The organism is Actinomadura formosensis NBRC 14204 (assembly GCF_001552155.1).
Lineage (GTDB): Bacteria > Actinomycetota > Actinomycetes > Streptosporangiales > Streptosporangiaceae > Spirillospora > Spirillospora formosensis.
On sequence record NZ_BCQQ01000010.1, the window covers coordinates 49,265 to 64,288 of the forward strand.

The window sequence follows — 15,024 nt, forward strand, 5'->3', positions numbered from 1 at the left end:
GTGGACAAGAACCATGTGCTTTCGATCGTGACCAAGCTGATCCGCCGGGAGGCCCCGGAGATAACCGCCCCCATCCCGCCGGCGGCGAGTTTCGAGGCGCTCGGCGTGGACTCGATGACGGTAATGGACATCGTCACGACCGTGGAAAACGAACTCGGCATCCAGATCCCCGACGACGAACTGGCCCTGCTCTCAACCGTCGAGGTGCTGGTGGATCTGGCGCTCGCGGAGCTGCCGGCGGAGCGCCCCTCCACCACTTGAACCGTTCCAAACGTCCGCCCGAAGGAGCGATCTTGATCATCGAAGCGCAAGAGGGAAAGAAGCTCGGCATGGTGGTCCGGGGGTTCACCGCCGGCACCGCGTCCGACGACGACATCGCGCGGCTCAAGGAGATCGTCTACCGCGAGAAGATCCTTCTGCTGAAGGGCCAGGATCTGAGCCCCCGGGCGTTTCTCGAACTGGGCCGCCGGTTCGGGCGTCCCGAGCCCTATTACCAGCCCATGTATCACCACCCGGAGGTCAGGGAAGTCTTCGTCTCCTCCAACATCGAGGAGCAGGGGCAGCAGATCGGTGTTCCGAAGACGGGGAAGTTCTGGCACTCCGACTACCAGTTCATGCCGCGGCCGTTCGACATCACGCTGATCTACCCGCAGGTCGTCCCGTCGAAGAACCGCGGCACGTACTTCATCAACATGGCCCAGGCGTACGAACGCCTGAGCGACGATCTGCAGAAGGCCGTCGAGGGCACACGGGCGCGGCACAGCGTGCGGCGCTACTTCAAGATCCGCCCTTCGGACGTCTACCGCCCGCTGTCGGAGGTCGAGGCGGAGGTGGAGAAGGAGACGCCCCCCTCGACCCATCCGACGGTGCTCACCCACCGGTTCACCGGCGAGCGGGTGCTCTATGTCAGCGAAGGCTTCACCTATGCCGTCGAGAACGGTGATGGCGCGGCGCGCCCCGAGCTGCTTCAGGATCTTTTCGCGGCCACCGGGCAGCTCGACCTGACCTTCGAACACGACAACATCCATCTGCAGACCTTCGACAAGGGAGACATGCTGATCTGGGACAACCAGAGTCTCGTGCATCGTGCGCTGCACACCGCCACCCCGGAACCCGCCGTTTCCCATCGCGTGACCGTCTATGACGACTGAGCAGGGCGGTTCCCCGCGGCCCGTACCTGGAGCCGCGACGAAGCGGGGGCGTACAGAATGACGACACTGACCCATTCGATATACGGCGGAGACGTCGACCACGACTGTGATCACGTCATCTTGACCGAGGCACTTCGCTGCTACAAACCGCATTGCCGATACGTCACCTCGATCACCACCCGGGTGCGCGACGGCCGGCTGTCGGCAATCGCGGAGCTGCGGATCCCTGAATCCTGCTATATCGATGACACCGGCCACCTCAACGCGGTAGAGGTCAACATCTGCTACAACCAGATGCTCTACTACGTCATCGCCAAGTGCATCAAGGAGGGGCTGGTCCCGGAGTTCGGCGGCTGGACACTGCCGGACTACTGGAAGCGTCGGCTCGGCGCGGTCCTGATCGTGCGGCTGCAGAGCGCCTTCCAGCGGCCCATCGATCCGCGGCATTTCTTCGGCGAGTTCTCGCTCGGCCGCGTCCGAAGATTCCGGCCGCCCGGGCGGGCAGCCGGGGGAGACGAGAAATTGATCTCCATGGACACGTCCTTCCACTACTGGGATGAGAACAACGGCCGCTGCACGGGTCAGGTCAAGGTCTCGGTGATCGAGTCCTGACGCCCGGACCGGCGCTGCCGCCCGAAGGCTTCGAGACCCGCGGCGGTCTGGAGCCTTCGGGCGGGTCGAAGGGAGATTCCGTGTACTTCCCGCAATTGCGGACAGTGACGACCGCCATCGAATTTCATGCCGGGCGCATCCCCGATCATCCGGCGATCGTATGCGCGGGCCGGCGGCTCAGCTATGCCCGGCTATATCGAGAAGCCTGCCGGATCGCCCATGGCCTCCGCGCCGAGGGGCTGGGGACCCGCGCACGCGTCGCCTATCTGGGGCAGGAGTCCGTCCACTATTACGAGGCGTTCTTCGGGTGCGCGTTGAGCGGAACCGTCCTGGTTCCCATCAACTGGCGGCTGACCCCGGTCGAAGTCGAGCACATTCTGCGCGATTCCGGCAGCGAACTGCTGTTCGTCGACCGCGCCCTGCTGAGAACGGCCGGCAAGGTCGCGGCCGCGTCTCCGCAACTGCGCACGGTGGTGGTCTTGGACGGCACCGCCGGCGGCCGGGACGAAGACGCCGAGCAGGGCTTCGGCGGCGTCCAGGACTTCGGCGCCTGGAAGGCGGCGCAACCGGAGGGCGCTCCAGAAACCGTCACCGGTTCCGAGGATCCGATCGTGCAGCTCTACACGAGCGGCACGACAGGACTGCCCAAGGGTGTCGTGCTGGCGCAGCGCAGTCTTTTCAAGATCCGGGACGCGCTGGCCGAGGAGGGGCTGGACTGGATCGACTGGCGCCCCGGGGACGTGAGCCTGATCGGGATCCCCGGCTTTCACGTCGGCGGGATCTGGTGGGCGATGCAGGGGTTCAGCGCCGGTGTCACCAACGTGGCCATGCCGCGCTTCGACAGCAGGCGCGCGGTCGGTCTCATCCGGGATCTGGGCGTCACCACCGCGTGCATGGTCCCGTCCATGCTCCGGCTGCTCCTGGGAGAGCCGGCCGGCGGCCCGGACGCCTTCCGCGCGCTACGCAAGATCGTTTATGGCGGCTCCCCGATCTCCGAGACGCTGCTGGCCGAGTGCCTGGAGGTCTTCGGCTGCGAGATGGCCCAGATCTACGGCCTCACCGAGACCGGCAACACCGCGGTCTGCCTCCCGCCGGCCGATCACGTCCCGGGCAACCCGCGGATGCGCGCCGCCGGCCGCCCCTACCCCGGCGTCCAGCTCAAGATCATCGACTCCGGCGGGGCCCCGGTTCCCACGGGAACGGTCGGTGAGGTCTGCCTGAACAGTCCCGCGAACATGCTGGAGTACTGGCGGCGGCCGGAGGCCACGGCCGAGACGCTGGTCGACGGGTGGATCCACACCGGGGACGCGGGCTATCTCGACGCGGACGGCTACCTGTTCATCCAGGACCGGATCAAGGACCTCATCATCGTCACCGGGGAGAACATCTATCCCGCGGAGATCGAGAACGTCCTGGTCAAGCATCCCGCCGTCGCCGACGCGGCGGTCGTGGGCGTGCCCGACGACCGCTTCGGCGAGGCGGTGCACGCCTTCGTCGCGCTGCGTCCCGGCGCTCAGGCGGGGCCGCGGGACATGCTGGAGTTCCTGCGGGACAGGATCGCCAGTTTCAAGATCCCCAGCCGATTCGAGTTCGTCGACCGGGTGCCGCGCAATCCCAGCGGAAAGATCCTGCGCCGCGAGCTGCGCGACCGGCACTGGCGCGGCCGTGACCGCAGGGTGAACTGAGAAGGGTGGATCGTGGCTCAGAGCATGGACGCGGCGGACCTGCGTCGCGACGTGGCGGAACTGCTCTACCTGTCGCCGGACGAGCTCGCCGAAGATCAGGACCTGTTCGCCATGGGCCTCGATTCGGTCCGGCTGCTGGCACTCGTCGAACGCTGGCGCGAACACGGGGTGGACGTCAGCCTCATCGACCTGGCCGAGCGCCCCACCCTCGCGGCATGGTCGCGGCTGATCACCGGAACCCGGAGGGAGGCAGGCCGGGAACCCGACCGGGGCGGCGACGCGCGGTGGCCGCTGACCGAGGCCCAGCTGGGAATCTGGACGGGCCAGCAACTCGATCCGGCCAGTCCGGCCTACAACACGGCGGAGTACGCCGAGATCCGCGGGCCCGTGGAGGCACCGGTCTTCGAGGCGGCGGTCCGCCGCGTGGTGGGTGAGACCGAGGCGTTGAGCGCCGGTCTCACCGCCGATGACGAGGGACGGCCGTGGCTGGTGCCGGGCGAGGCTCCGGCCTGGCCGTTTCACGTGCTGGATCTCAGCGGCGAAGGCGACCCGATGGCCGCGGCGCGGGCATGGATGAACGAGGACGTGGCCACGCCGATCGACCTGACCGCGGATTCCCTCTTCGGCCATGCCCTCCTGAAACTCGCCCCTGACAGGTACGTCTGGTACCACCGGGTGCATCACATCGCGCTCGACGGCTTCGGCCTGGCGCTCGTCGCCCGGCGGGTCGCGGCCGTCTACACGGCCCTGGCCGGTAGAGAGCCCCCCGGCGAGGCGGACTTCGGTTCCCTGCGCGCCGTGGTCGAGGAGGACACCGCCTACCAGTCGTCGAGCCGGCGGGAACTCGACCGCGCGCACTGGCTGGAGCGCTGTTCCGGCGCACCGGAGCCGGTGACGCTCGCCGGCCGGCCGGCCAAGCAGTCGGCGACCTTCCTGCGCACGGTCTTCGACATCGCCCCGGCCACCGCGGAGAGCATGCGCACCCTGGCCCATGCGGCCTCGGTGGCCTGGTCCGATGTGTTCCTCGCGGCCTGCGCGGCCTACACCCACCGCTTGACGGGCGCGCGGGAGGTGGCGCTGGGCCTGCCGGTCATGGGCAGGCTCGCGTCGGCATCGCTGCGCGTGCCGGGCATGGTGCTCAACATCGTTCCCCTGCGCGTGCCGGTGGATCCCCAGGCCGGCCTGCGGGAACTCGCCGCGGCGGTCGCCTCCCGCATACGGGAGGACCGGCCGCATCACCGCTACAGGTACGAGCATCTCCGGCAGGACCTGGGGCTCAGCGGTGAACGGGGCAGGCTCTACGGCCCGGCCGTGAACATCATGCCGTTCGACTACGGCCTGGATTTCGCCGGCAACCGGGCCACCGTCCACAACGTTTCCGCAGGACCGGTGGAGGACGTCTCCATCAACGTCTACGACCGGGCGGACGGCACCGGCCTGCGGATCGCCATGGACGGCAATCCCGCATGCCTCGACGAAGCGGAACTGGCCGCGCACGGCAGCCGGCTGCTGGCGTTCTTGGGCTCTGCTCTCGCCGAGCCGGAGCGTCCGCTCCGCGATCTGGACCTCCTCCTGGCCGATGAACGGCACCGGTTGCTGGTGGAGTGGAACGACACCGCACGGGATGTGCCGCCCGAGACCGTCACGGAACTGTTCGAGCGGCAGGCCGCCCTCACCCCCGAGGCGATCGCTCTGGTCTGCGGTGAGGTCGCGCTCTCCTACCGGGAGGTCAACACGCGAGCGAACCGGCTGGCCCGTCTGCTCGTCGAGTACGGCGCGGGGCCGGAGCAGTACGTCGCCCTGCTGCTGCCCCGTTCGGCGGAACTCGTGATCGCGGTCCTCGCCGTCCTGAAGGCCGGAGCCGCCTATCTCCCCCTCGATCCCGGGCTCCCCGCGCGGCGGCTGCGCTACATGCTCGACGACGCCCGGCCCGCGCTGTTGCTCGCGCCCCGGGACATGGCCTCGGACGTGGCGGAGCCGGACGCCGTGCGCACGGTACTCCTGGACGACCCAGCGGTCAGGGCGGCCCTCGACGGCCGCGCCTCCCGTCGCCCCTGTTCCGCCCGCCCGGAACTCGACCTCACCGATGAGGATCGACGCGCCCCGCTGCGTCCGGCCGGTCCCGCTTATCTCATCTACACGTCGGGCTCGACCGGGCGTCCCAAGGGAGTGGTCGTTCAGCATGACGGTCTGAGCAGCCTCTACCACCACCACCGCCGGGAGATCTATCTCCGGGAGACCGCCGCGGCGGGAGCGGACCGCGTCCGGGCCGCGCTCACGGCGCCCCTGTCGTTCGACACCTCATGGGAGGGCCTGTTCTGGATGGTCGCGGGGCACGAGCTGCATCTCATCGAGGACGAGGTGCGGCGGGACCCGGAAGCGATGGTGCGCTATGCCGCCGACCACGCCATCGGTTTCCTGGACGTGACGCCGTCGTACGCCGAGGAGCTCATCGCGGCGGGCCTGCTCACGCCGGGGCGCCGGGCGCCGAAGGTGGTCGCGCTCGGCGGGGAGGCCGTCGGCAGAGCCCTGTGGGATCGGCTGCGCTCCACGCCGGGGACCGTGGGATACAACCTGTACGGCCCCACAGAGTGCACCATCGACACACTCTGGTGCCGCCTGGAGGAAAGCACCACGCCCATCGTGGGCAGGCCGGTCGCCAACACGCGCGCCCACGTGCTGGACGCCTCCCTGCGCCTGCTTCCGCCGGGTGCCGCCGGCGAGCTGTACCTGTCCGGGATCGCGCTCGCCCGCGGCTATCACGGCAGGCCGGAGCTGACCGCCGACCGGTTCGTCGCCGATCCCTACGGCCCGCCGGGCTCAAGGATGTACCGGACGGGGGATCTGGCCCGCAGGCGGTTCGACGGAACCCTCGAATATCTCGGCCGCGCCGACGAGCAGGTGCAGATCCGGGGGTTCCGCGTCGAACCCGGCGAGATCGAGGCCGTCCTCCTGGAGCATCCCGGCGTTTCCCAGGCCGCCGTCGTGGTGCGGGAGGACACGCCGGGTCTCGCCCGCCTGGTCGCCTACACGGCTTCCACGGACGACCTGGATCCGGCGGCGCTGCGCGCCCATGCGGCCGACCGGCTCCCGAGCTACATGGTGCCGGCGGCGTTCGTGAACCTGCCCAAACTGCCGCTGAACGCCAACGGCAAACTCGACCGCAAGGCCCTGCCGAAGCCGGACCACGCTCTCGACACGCCCAGACGACGCCCCCGCACCCCCCTGGAACAGCGTCTGTGCGAACTGTTCGCGGAGACCTTGGGGCTCGCCGAAATCGGCATCGACGACGACTTCTTCGACATGGGCGGTCACTCGTTGCTGGTGACCCGCCTGGCGGGCCGAATCCGGCGGGAACTGGGCGTCGACCTCCGCGCCGGGGCGGTGTTCGACAGACCCACCGCCTGCCGCCTGGCAGAACTGCTGGCCGACGGGCGTACCGAGGCGGAACCTCCCGTCCCCGCGGATCTGGAGGCCGAAGCCGTCCTCGATCCCGCCATCAGGGCCGGCGGCACGACGCCCGGCGGCCCCCTCGCGGCGGGCGGCGTACAACGCGTCCTGCTGACCGGGGCGACCGGCTTCCTCGGCGCCTTCCTGCTCCACGAACTCCTCGAACGGACAACGGCCGAGGTCTGGTGCCTGGTACGCGCGGCGACCCCGGGCGAGGCCCGCGAGAGGATTCACCGGGCGCTCCGGCGCTACCGTCTGACGGACGCTCCCGCGGCCCCGAACCGGATCATCGCGGTGCCGGGCGACCTGGAACGCCCACGGCTCGGCCTCGACGAGCCGGCCTTCGAGCGGATGGCCGAGCAGATCGACGTCATCGTGCACAACGGCGCCACGGTGAACCACCTCGCCCCCTATTCGCGCCTCAAGGCGGCGAACGTCGCCGGCACCCAGGAGATCCTGCGGCTCGCCGCCTCCACCCGGACAAAGCCCGTGCATCACCTGTCCACCTGCGACGTCGCGGCCGACGCGAACGGCGGCCCGCGGACGCTGCCCGAGGACCGGCTCGCTCCCGCCCCGGCCGTCCTGCCCAACGGCTACGTGGCCAGCAAGTGGGTGGCGGAGCGGCTGGTGCGGGCGGCGCGCGACCGCGGCCTGCCCACCTCGATCTACCGGCCGAGCCGGGTCGGCGGCCACAGCCGCACCGGGGCCGGGGGAACCGAGGACGCGCTCTGGAACCTCATCCGCGCAATGATCGTGCTCGGCGCCGTCCCCGCCGAGTTCATGGCGGACACGGCCTTCACCGTCGACCTCGTCCCCGCCGACTATGTGGCCGGCGCCGTGGTCCATCTGGCGCTGCGGGCGCCCGGCGGCCGCAGCTACCACCTGACCCATCCGCGGCCGGCGAGCATCGCGGCGGTCGTCGGCCGGCTCCGGGATCTCGGGTACGACCTGCCGCCCGTCTCACGACGGGAGTGGGATCGCAGGCTCGCCGAAAGCGCCGAGCGGGGAGCGCTTGCGGGTGACTACTCCCTGGCCCGAGCCTCGCTGACCAGCGCGAACTTCGGCGGGGCGCCATCGCGACGTCATTTCGTCCGCGCCAATGTGCGCAACGGCCTGGCCGGGTCCGACATAACCTGTCCCCCGATCGACGGCATGCTCCTGGGGCGGTACGTCGACTTTTTCGTGGAATCGGGATTCCTTCCGCCCGCCGCGAAGGGCCTCGGCGAGGCGCATGCCCCATCCGACGGGCGGACGACCGGCGACACCGGCGCGTCTGAGGGACAGTCCCCCGCATGACGAGCAGGACGGGCTCCGCGGAAGACGCCGTCGACGCCGGTGATGCGCGCCGGCGCGCGGTGCGCGCCTGGGTGACCATCGTCGCGCTGTCGTTCGGCTCGTTCCTGTTCGTGACCTCTGAGACGTTGCCGATCGGGCTGCTTTCGGAACTGTCGGCCGATCTGCGGGTCAGCGAAAGCGCGGCCGGGCAGCTGGTGACGGCCTACGCGTTCTGCGTCGCCGTCGGCGCCCTCCCGCTGACGATGCTGCTGTCTCCCCTGAACCGCCGATCGTCGCTGCCGGCCGTGCTGACGGTCTTCGTCGTGGGCACCGCCCTGTCGGCATGGTCGCCGGGCTTTGAGTTCCTGCTGCTGGCCCGCACGGTGGTCGCGATGGCCCAGGCGGCGTTCTGGGCCCTGGCGGTCTCCCTCGCCGCGCGGCTGGCGCCGTCCGGCCGGCAGGGGAAGGCGATCGCCATGGTGTACGCCGGCATCTCCTTCGCCCAGCTTCTCGGCGTACCGGGAGCAGCCGCCCTCGGTCACTGGCTGGGCTGGCGCAACGCGGTGCTGGTCCTGGCGCTGGCCGGGCTGCTGACACTGCTGGTGCTGGCGGTGAGCACTCCTTCGCTGGAAGGGCAGCCCGCCGTCAGACCACGGCAGGTGGCCGGACTGGCAACGCAGGGCCACGTCAGCGCAGCGGTCATCGCCATGGGGGTCTCCTTCACGGGAGCCTATGTGGCCTTCACTTATCTCAGCCCGCTCCTCCAGCGCATCGGCGGCGTCGAGGCCGGCATGATCTCCCTGTTCCTGCTCCTCTTCGGGATCGCGGGCGTCGCAGGCAACGCGCTGGCCGGGATGCTGGTGGACCGGCGGCTGAACTGGGCGATCTTCCTGGCCGTGGGCGGCCTGTTCGGCACGCTCGCGCTCTTCGGCCTGGCCGCGCGGTGGCTGCCCGTCGCCGTCATCTCGGTCGCCCTGTGGGGGCTGTGCGGATCGGCCATGCCGACGACCTTCACGGCATGGGCCCTCCGGCTCGCACCGGCCGACCATGAGGCGATGACCGCGCTCCTGGTGATCGCCGTGAACGCCGGCCTCGGTACCGGCGCCCTCCTCGGCGGCCGGATCCTGGCGGGGCCGGGCGCACACGCGGTCGTCTGGGGGGCCACCGCGCTGCTCGGGACAGCGCTCGTCGCCGTGACGCTCGTGATGCGGTGTGAAAGAACGCCGGGGGGCCGCTCTGCCGCGGGGCCGCATGATTGACGGTTCCCCGCCGCTGCTCACCGAACACCGGGCCGGTTCCTCATGCCCGGTGTTCGGTGAGCAGCGGCGGGCGGATCAGAGCAGGAACACGCCCATGCCGAGGACCACCGCTATCGCCACGAGGCCCTGCACGAGGGTCGCCGCGGTCTGGGCACGGTAGGCCGTCGAGATGCTCATGCCGGAGAACTGGGTGACGACCCAGAAGTAGGAGTCGTTGACGTGGCTGACCACCATGGCGCCCGCACCGATCGCCATGACCGCGAGGACCTGGCCCATGGGAATCCCGCCGAGCATGGTGTCCAGGCCGAGCGCCGGCAGCAGGGGCTGCGCCAGCGTGGAGGTGATGATGAGCGAGGCGGTGGTGCTGCCCTGCGCGGTCTTCAGCAGCGCGGCCAGCGCGAACAGCACCAGGAGCGCGAGGGGCCCGGCGACCGAGGAGCCGTCGCCGATGAGGCTCTTGACGTAGTCCGCGATGGGCGTCTCCTTGATCACCGAACCGAACGCGCCGCCCGCTCCGGTGATCACCAGGATGATGGCGGCGTCCGACAGGCCCTCGCCCACCCAGGTCGTCAGCGTCTGCGCGTCCCAGCGCGCCGGCAGCAGGGCCAGGGCGAGGACGACACCGATCAGCAGGGCGTTGACCGGCGAGCCGAGATCGGTGAGGACGTCGCCCAGCATGCCGCTCACCAGAGTGCCGTCACCGGAGGGGAACGCCGCGACCGACCCGATCGCCATCAGCACGATCGGCACCACGATCGGCGTGAGCGCGCGGCCGAGACCGGGGATGCGCTCGAACTGGGCCTTGTACTCCTCGAACGTTTCCTCGGCCTTGTCCAGGCCGCTCTCCAGGTGCGCTGTGCGACGCAGCGCCCAGACAAGGCCGGCGCCGGCCGCGGCCAGCGAGACCGGAATGCCGAACAGGATCACCCAGATCAGGCCGTTCGCGCCGATCCCGATGTTCCCGGCGGCGGCGATCGGGCCCGGTGTCGGGGGCACGAAGGTGTGCGAGGCGTACAGGCCGGTGGCGAGCGCGGTGCCGAGGACGACCGGGTTCTTGCCGGTCTTGCGGGCGATCGACCGCTGCAGCGGCGAAAGGACCACATAGCCCGAGTCGCAGAAGACCGGGATCGAGACGACCCAGCCCATCAGCGACATCGCGATCGCCGGATGCCGGCGGCCGACGAGCTTGAGCACCGCGTCGGCCAGCGTGACGGCGGCGCCGGTGCGCTCCAGCACCTTGCCGATCACCGTCCCGAAGACGATCACCAGCCCGATGCTCTTCAGGATGGTCCCGAATCCCTCGGCGATCGTCCCCCCGAGGTCGTCGACATAGGGCTTGTCGGATCCGGCGATGGCCCCGATGCCCATCGCCGCCAGCCCGAACGCGTAGGTGGACAGGACGATCGCCAGGAACGGGTGCAGCTTGAACCGGCCGCTCAGCAGGATGATCAGGCCGATGCTCGCGGCGAGCGCGAGCAGCAGGAAGGGACCGGAGGTTTCCATGGGTCTCCTTGACTTTCGTCAACCGGGGGTGGGATGGCGCTGCCGCTCGGGACGGCACGCACCGTTGGGGCCGGTCAGGACGTGCGCAAGCGCACGACGTGCCCGGCGAGATCGGCCAGCAGGGGACCGGCCGAGCCGATCAGCTCATCGAGTGTCCGAGGGCCGTCGGCGATGCTGAACGCGGCGGTCAGCCCGAGGTCGTACAGGTCGTCCAGCGGGGGCAGGACGGAGCCCGCGAGCGCCACGACCGGCAGGCCGCGCCGCCGGGCCAGCTCGGCGACCACGGACACGACCTTGCCGCCCGCGCTCTGGCCGTCCAGCCGCCCCTCCCCGGTGATCACCAGATCGGCGTCCGCCAGCGCCGCCGGCAGTTCGACCAGGTCGGCGACCAGGACGGCGCCGCGGGCGGGTTCGCCCCCCAGCGCGGCGACCAGGCCCCCGCAGGTGCCGCCGGCCGCACCGGCTCCGGGCAGGTCGTGGACCCGGACGCCGTAGTGGTCCGCCAGGACGTCGGCGAACCGGGCGAGTGCTGCGTCCAGCTCCCGCACCTGGCCCGGGGTCGCGCCCTTCTGCGGCCCGAACACCGTGGCCGCGCCGGACGGCCCGATGAACGGATTGGTGACATCGCAGGCGACGCGGAACCGGGTCCGGCGCACCGCGTCCGGGATCCCGGAGTCGTCGATCGCGGCCACCTCGGCGAGCGCGCCGCCTCCGGGCGGCAGCGCCACGCCGTCCGCGTCGAGGAACCGCATCCCCAGCGCGCGCAGCAGACCGGACCCGCCATCGGTGGTCGCGCTGCCGCCAAGGCAGACCAGCACGTCGCGGGCACCGCGCCCGATGGCGTCGGCGATCAGCTCACCGGTCCCGTAGGTGTCGGCCCGCGTCGCCGCCCGCTCCCCCTCGGCCAGCAGCGGCAGCCCGGACGCCGCCGCCAGCTCCACCACCGCCGACCGCCCGTCATCGGCGATCGCGTACCGGGCCTCGACCGGCCTTCCCAGCGGGTCCGCGACCGTGCGGACGATCTCGGAGCCGCCGCGGGCGCGCAGGAAGCAGTCCACCGTGCCCTCACCGCCGTCGGCCATCGGCACCGCGGTCACCGTCGCGCCGGAGACCGCGCTGTGGACGCCCGATTCCACGGCCGCGCAGACGGCGGCCGCGCTGAGGCAGCCCTTGAACGAGTCGGGTGCGACGACGATGCGCACGGGTCGTCCTCCTATGGTCTTCGCTGGTCACAATGGGTGTGGGGAGACCATAGGAGCGGCGGGCCGGGCCGATCATCGGCTGGACGACCAAAGTCCGCCCGGTGCGGGGCCCGCATTTTTGTGCGGGCCGCCAACCGTCCCGCCGGGAGGCGCGGGACGATCGTCAGCGAAGGTCCGACAGGTACAGCGCGACCCGGAGCACGACCGCGTCCTCGAATCTGCGCGGATCCCGCCCGGTCAGCTCGGTGATCCGGCCGAGCCGGTAGATCAGGGTGTTGCGGTGCACGTTCAGCTCCCGCGCGGCCTCGGTGGCATGCCGGTCGTGGGCGAAGTAGGCCGCCAGGGTCCGGCGCAGTTCGCCCGGCAGCCGCCCGAGGATGCGGTCCACGGCCGCACCGCCCACCTCGCGCGGGACCTCGGCCAGCAGGACGCTCACCTCCTCCTCGGGCAGGGTCGTCTCCGGCGGCAGCGTCCGGCGCCGCAGCGCGAGCCGGCCGAGCCGCACCTTCTCCAGCAACGCGTCGAAGTCGGTGGCGACACCGGCGTTCAGGAGACATGCGCCGGGCAGGTCCCGGCGCAGCTCCAGCAGCGGCCCGCGCAACGACGTGGCCGCCGGCGCCCCGGCGACCGCCCACAGGGTCCCGGTGACGTCGGGCGCCGCCAGCACCTGTTCCGCGGCGCGCCCCAGCTGCCGGTAGAGCAGGTCGGCGGCCCCCATCACCTCGGGGGAGGTCTCGTGTCCCAGGCGGAGCGCGAACACCGAGTACGGGGCCGCCGGCCGCACCCCGGCGAGGCGCAGGCGCTGCTGCCACTGCGCGGCGGTGAGGCGGCCCGCGAGAAGGTCGGCGACGATCTGGACGCGGGCGCGGGCGCGCCACTCGGCCTCGGCCCGCATCGCCTGCTGGGTGATCATCAGCTCGGTCATCAGGGCGACGGCGCCGGCCATGTCCCCGACCTCGCCGGGTTCCCCCGTCACGCCCACCACGCCGACGATCTCCGCGCCGATCCGGACCGGCAGGTTGACCCCGGCGCGGGTTCCTCGCATGCGGCGAGCCTCGGCGCCGGTCACCGCGAGCGGCGTCCTGCTGCGCAGCACCTGCACCGCGCCGTCGTGCGTCTCCCCGATCCGGCTCCGGTCCCCGCTGGCGATGATCACGCCCTTGCCGTCCATCAGGTTGACGTTCCGGCCCAGCCTCCGCATGATCTCGTCCACGATCGCCTGGGCGTCGGCGCTGACGATCACGACACCATCCTCAACGGCTCCCGCCACAGGTGACCCCCAGTCCGGCATCCTGCCCGCCGACCAGCCCGATGGAGGCAGGCTAGTGTCCCGATGCCGGCGGAGCGGGTGCTACGCGGTGATCCGGTGAGCCGTTCGCGGCGGACGATGCCCCCGATGGCGAGACTCCGCCGGGTGGGCGGGCGCGGCGCTTCACCGGCGCGGTTGGCGGTGGGAGCGGTATCCGGCCAGGTAGTCGGGGTGGCTCCAGCGGTCCAGGAAACGCGCGGCGGCCTCGCGGCCGGCGGCGTAGAGGCGGTCGCGGGTCTGCGCGTCGAGATCGAAGTCGGTCGCCAGGACACCGTCGGTGCGGGCGAACATCGTGCGGGCCACGATGGACGGCTCGTCCATCTGCACCCGGTCGGGCGCCTCCGCCATCGTCGAGACCAGCGCCCGCCCATACCCGACGGGGCCGCGGACGGCGCGCCACTGGCGGAACACGCCGTCGGACGCCGGAGGCCCGGACAGCTTCACGCCGAACGTCGGCCAGCGGGGCTCGCGGTCCTCCCGGTCGAAGATGGTGATCGGGTAGTTGGACAGCATTCCGCCGTCCACCTGCACGCATCTGCGGCCGTCCTTGCGGCATATGCGGCGCGGGCGGAAGAAGACCGGGATGGACGCCGAGGCGCGCACGGCATCGGCCACGGACTGGTCGTCGGCGTTCAGGCCGTAACGGTGGTACTCCCATGGCAGGCGCACCATGCGCCCGCTGCTGATGTCCGAGACGACGACCACCAATGCGTACGAATGCTCGGGCGGCAGCGCGGAATCCGGGTCGTGCAGTTTGAGCTGCCCGAACGTCTCGACACCGCATTCGCGGAGCCGCGCGGAGATCCAGCGGTGCAGGGCGTCGCCCTTGTGCAGGCCGAGGGTGGTGAGGAGCGACAGGCCGCGGACGACCGCGAACCGGGATCCGTCCTGGAAGGAGCGGTAGTCCAGCGCGCGCATCACCCGGACCATCTCGGGGACCGGCATGCCGGCCGCGAGGAGCGCCCCGACGATCGCGCCCGCGGACGTCCCGGCGATACGGGCGGGCGCGCCCATCCGGTAGCCCCGCGCCTCCATTTCCGCGATCGCGCCGACCAGCGCGATTCCCTTTACTCCCCCGCCTTCCAGGACGAGGTCCGCACAGCCGTTCATGGTCATTTCACCTCCGCCGATGGCGCACGGTTATTCGGCAGAGGAACGAGACGACCCCCAGGCATATGTTCCGCTTGCCTTCCTACTAGATGCCCACTGCACGCCCACGGCAAAAGACCTGCCGGAAAATTCTGACGGCCGGGATGGAGATCCACTATCACGAGTGGCCGGAGTAAACAGAAAATCATCCGCCGGGGGCACGTTCCGGCGCTCTCGGGCGGCCTGGGCACGCGGCGCCGGGGCGGCCACGACGGCCGGTGGATCGAGGCGACCGGCGTGTCCCGGCTCGTGCTCGCACGCGGCGCACCACGCCTCGTACGGGCTCGTGCGCTGGACGGGGATCGCCGGCCGCCGAGGGCGGACGTGGACGCGGGCGGACTCAACCTCGACATCACGCTGGACGAGTGACCACAATCGGACCGCACAAAAAAACCATCCGCAATAAAGGCGAATAAGTCGGGGCAAGGT

Annotated in this window: 11 protein-coding genes; 7 read left to right on the top strand and 4 right to left on the bottom strand. The window is 70.9% G+C overall.

Going from position 1 to position 15,024, the window contains the following annotated elements; genetic code table 11:
* From AF1_RS04245 to AF1_RS04270, 6 genes are all read left to right on the top strand, one after another.
* Positions 1-261, top strand: coding sequence for an acyl carrier protein (locus tag AF1_RS04245; RefSeq protein ID WP_067793674.1), 261 nt, complete (start codon positions 1-3; stop codon positions 259-261).
* Between the two features lie 32 nt (positions 262-293).
* Entirely contained in the window at positions 294-1,151 is an 858-nt protein-coding gene (gene scoE / locus AF1_RS04250) for a (3R)-3-[(carboxymethyl)amino]fatty acid oxygenase/decarboxylase (protein ID WP_207394029.1), read from the top strand.
* 57 nt (positions 1,152-1,208) lie between these two features.
* Positions 1,209-1,763, top strand: a complete 555-nt coding sequence (locus tag AF1_RS04255; protein WP_067793675.1) for an FcoT family thioesterase — start codon at positions 1,209-1,211, stop codon at positions 1,761-1,763.
* A gap of 104 nt (positions 1,764-1,867) precedes the next feature.
* Positions 1,868-3,448 carry a long-chain-fatty-acid--CoA ligase gene (locus tag AF1_RS04260; RefSeq protein WP_207394030.1) on the top strand — a complete coding sequence of 527 codons (1,581 nt, stop codon included), beginning with the start codon at positions 1,868-1,870 and terminating at the stop codon, positions 3,446-3,448.
* A gap of 12 nt (positions 3,449-3,460) precedes the next feature.
* Positions 3,461-8,194, top strand: a complete 4,734-nt coding sequence (locus AF1_RS04265; RefSeq protein WP_131732593.1) for a non-ribosomal peptide synthetase — start codon at positions 3,461-3,463, stop codon at positions 8,192-8,194.
* Positions 8,191-9,432: an MFS transporter gene (locus AF1_RS04270; RefSeq protein WP_067793678.1), complete on the top strand. Its 1,242-nt coding sequence runs from the start codon at positions 8,191-8,193 to the stop codon at positions 9,430-9,432. The genes AF1_RS04265 and AF1_RS04270 overlap by 4 nt, the downstream gene beginning before the upstream one ends.
* 75 nt (positions 9,433-9,507) lie before the next feature.
* Here AF1_RS04270 and AF1_RS04275 read toward each other — a convergent pair whose 3' ends face one another.
* The 4 genes from AF1_RS04275 to AF1_RS04290 form a co-directional block, all read right to left on the bottom strand.
* Positions 9,508-10,935: a GntP family permease gene (locus tag AF1_RS04275; protein WP_067793679.1), complete on the bottom strand. Its 1,428-nt coding sequence runs from the start codon at positions 10,933-10,935 to the stop codon at positions 9,508-9,510.
* Between the two features lie 74 nt (positions 10,936-11,009).
* Positions 11,010-12,137 (bottom strand): glycerate kinase, encoded by a 1,128-nt coding sequence (locus AF1_RS04280; protein WP_067793680.1) that lies wholly within the window; start codon positions 12,135-12,137, stop codon positions 11,010-11,012.
* Between the two features lie 163 nt (positions 12,138-12,300).
* The gene (locus tag AF1_RS04285) at positions 12,301-13,380 is read right to left on the bottom strand and encodes a CdaR family transcriptional regulator (RefSeq protein ID WP_067793681.1); all 1,080 of its coding nucleotides are present in this window, start codon (positions 13,378-13,380) and stop codon (positions 12,301-12,303) included.
* A 189-nt stretch (positions 13,381-13,569) separates the two neighbouring features.
* Positions 13,570-14,556, bottom strand: coding sequence for a patatin-like phospholipase family protein (locus AF1_RS04290; protein ID WP_165488372.1), 987 nt, complete (start codon positions 14,554-14,556; stop codon positions 13,570-13,572).
* A 276-nt stretch (positions 14,557-14,832) separates the two neighbouring features.
* On the opposite strand from AF1_RS04290, the gene AF1_RS36140 reads away from it, so the two are divergent.
* On the top strand, positions 14,833-14,964 hold the full coding sequence (locus AF1_RS36140) for a hypothetical protein (RefSeq protein WP_255218774.1): 132 nt from the start codon (positions 14,833-14,835) through the stop codon (positions 14,962-14,964).
* Positions 14,965-15,024: the final 60 nt, after the last annotated feature.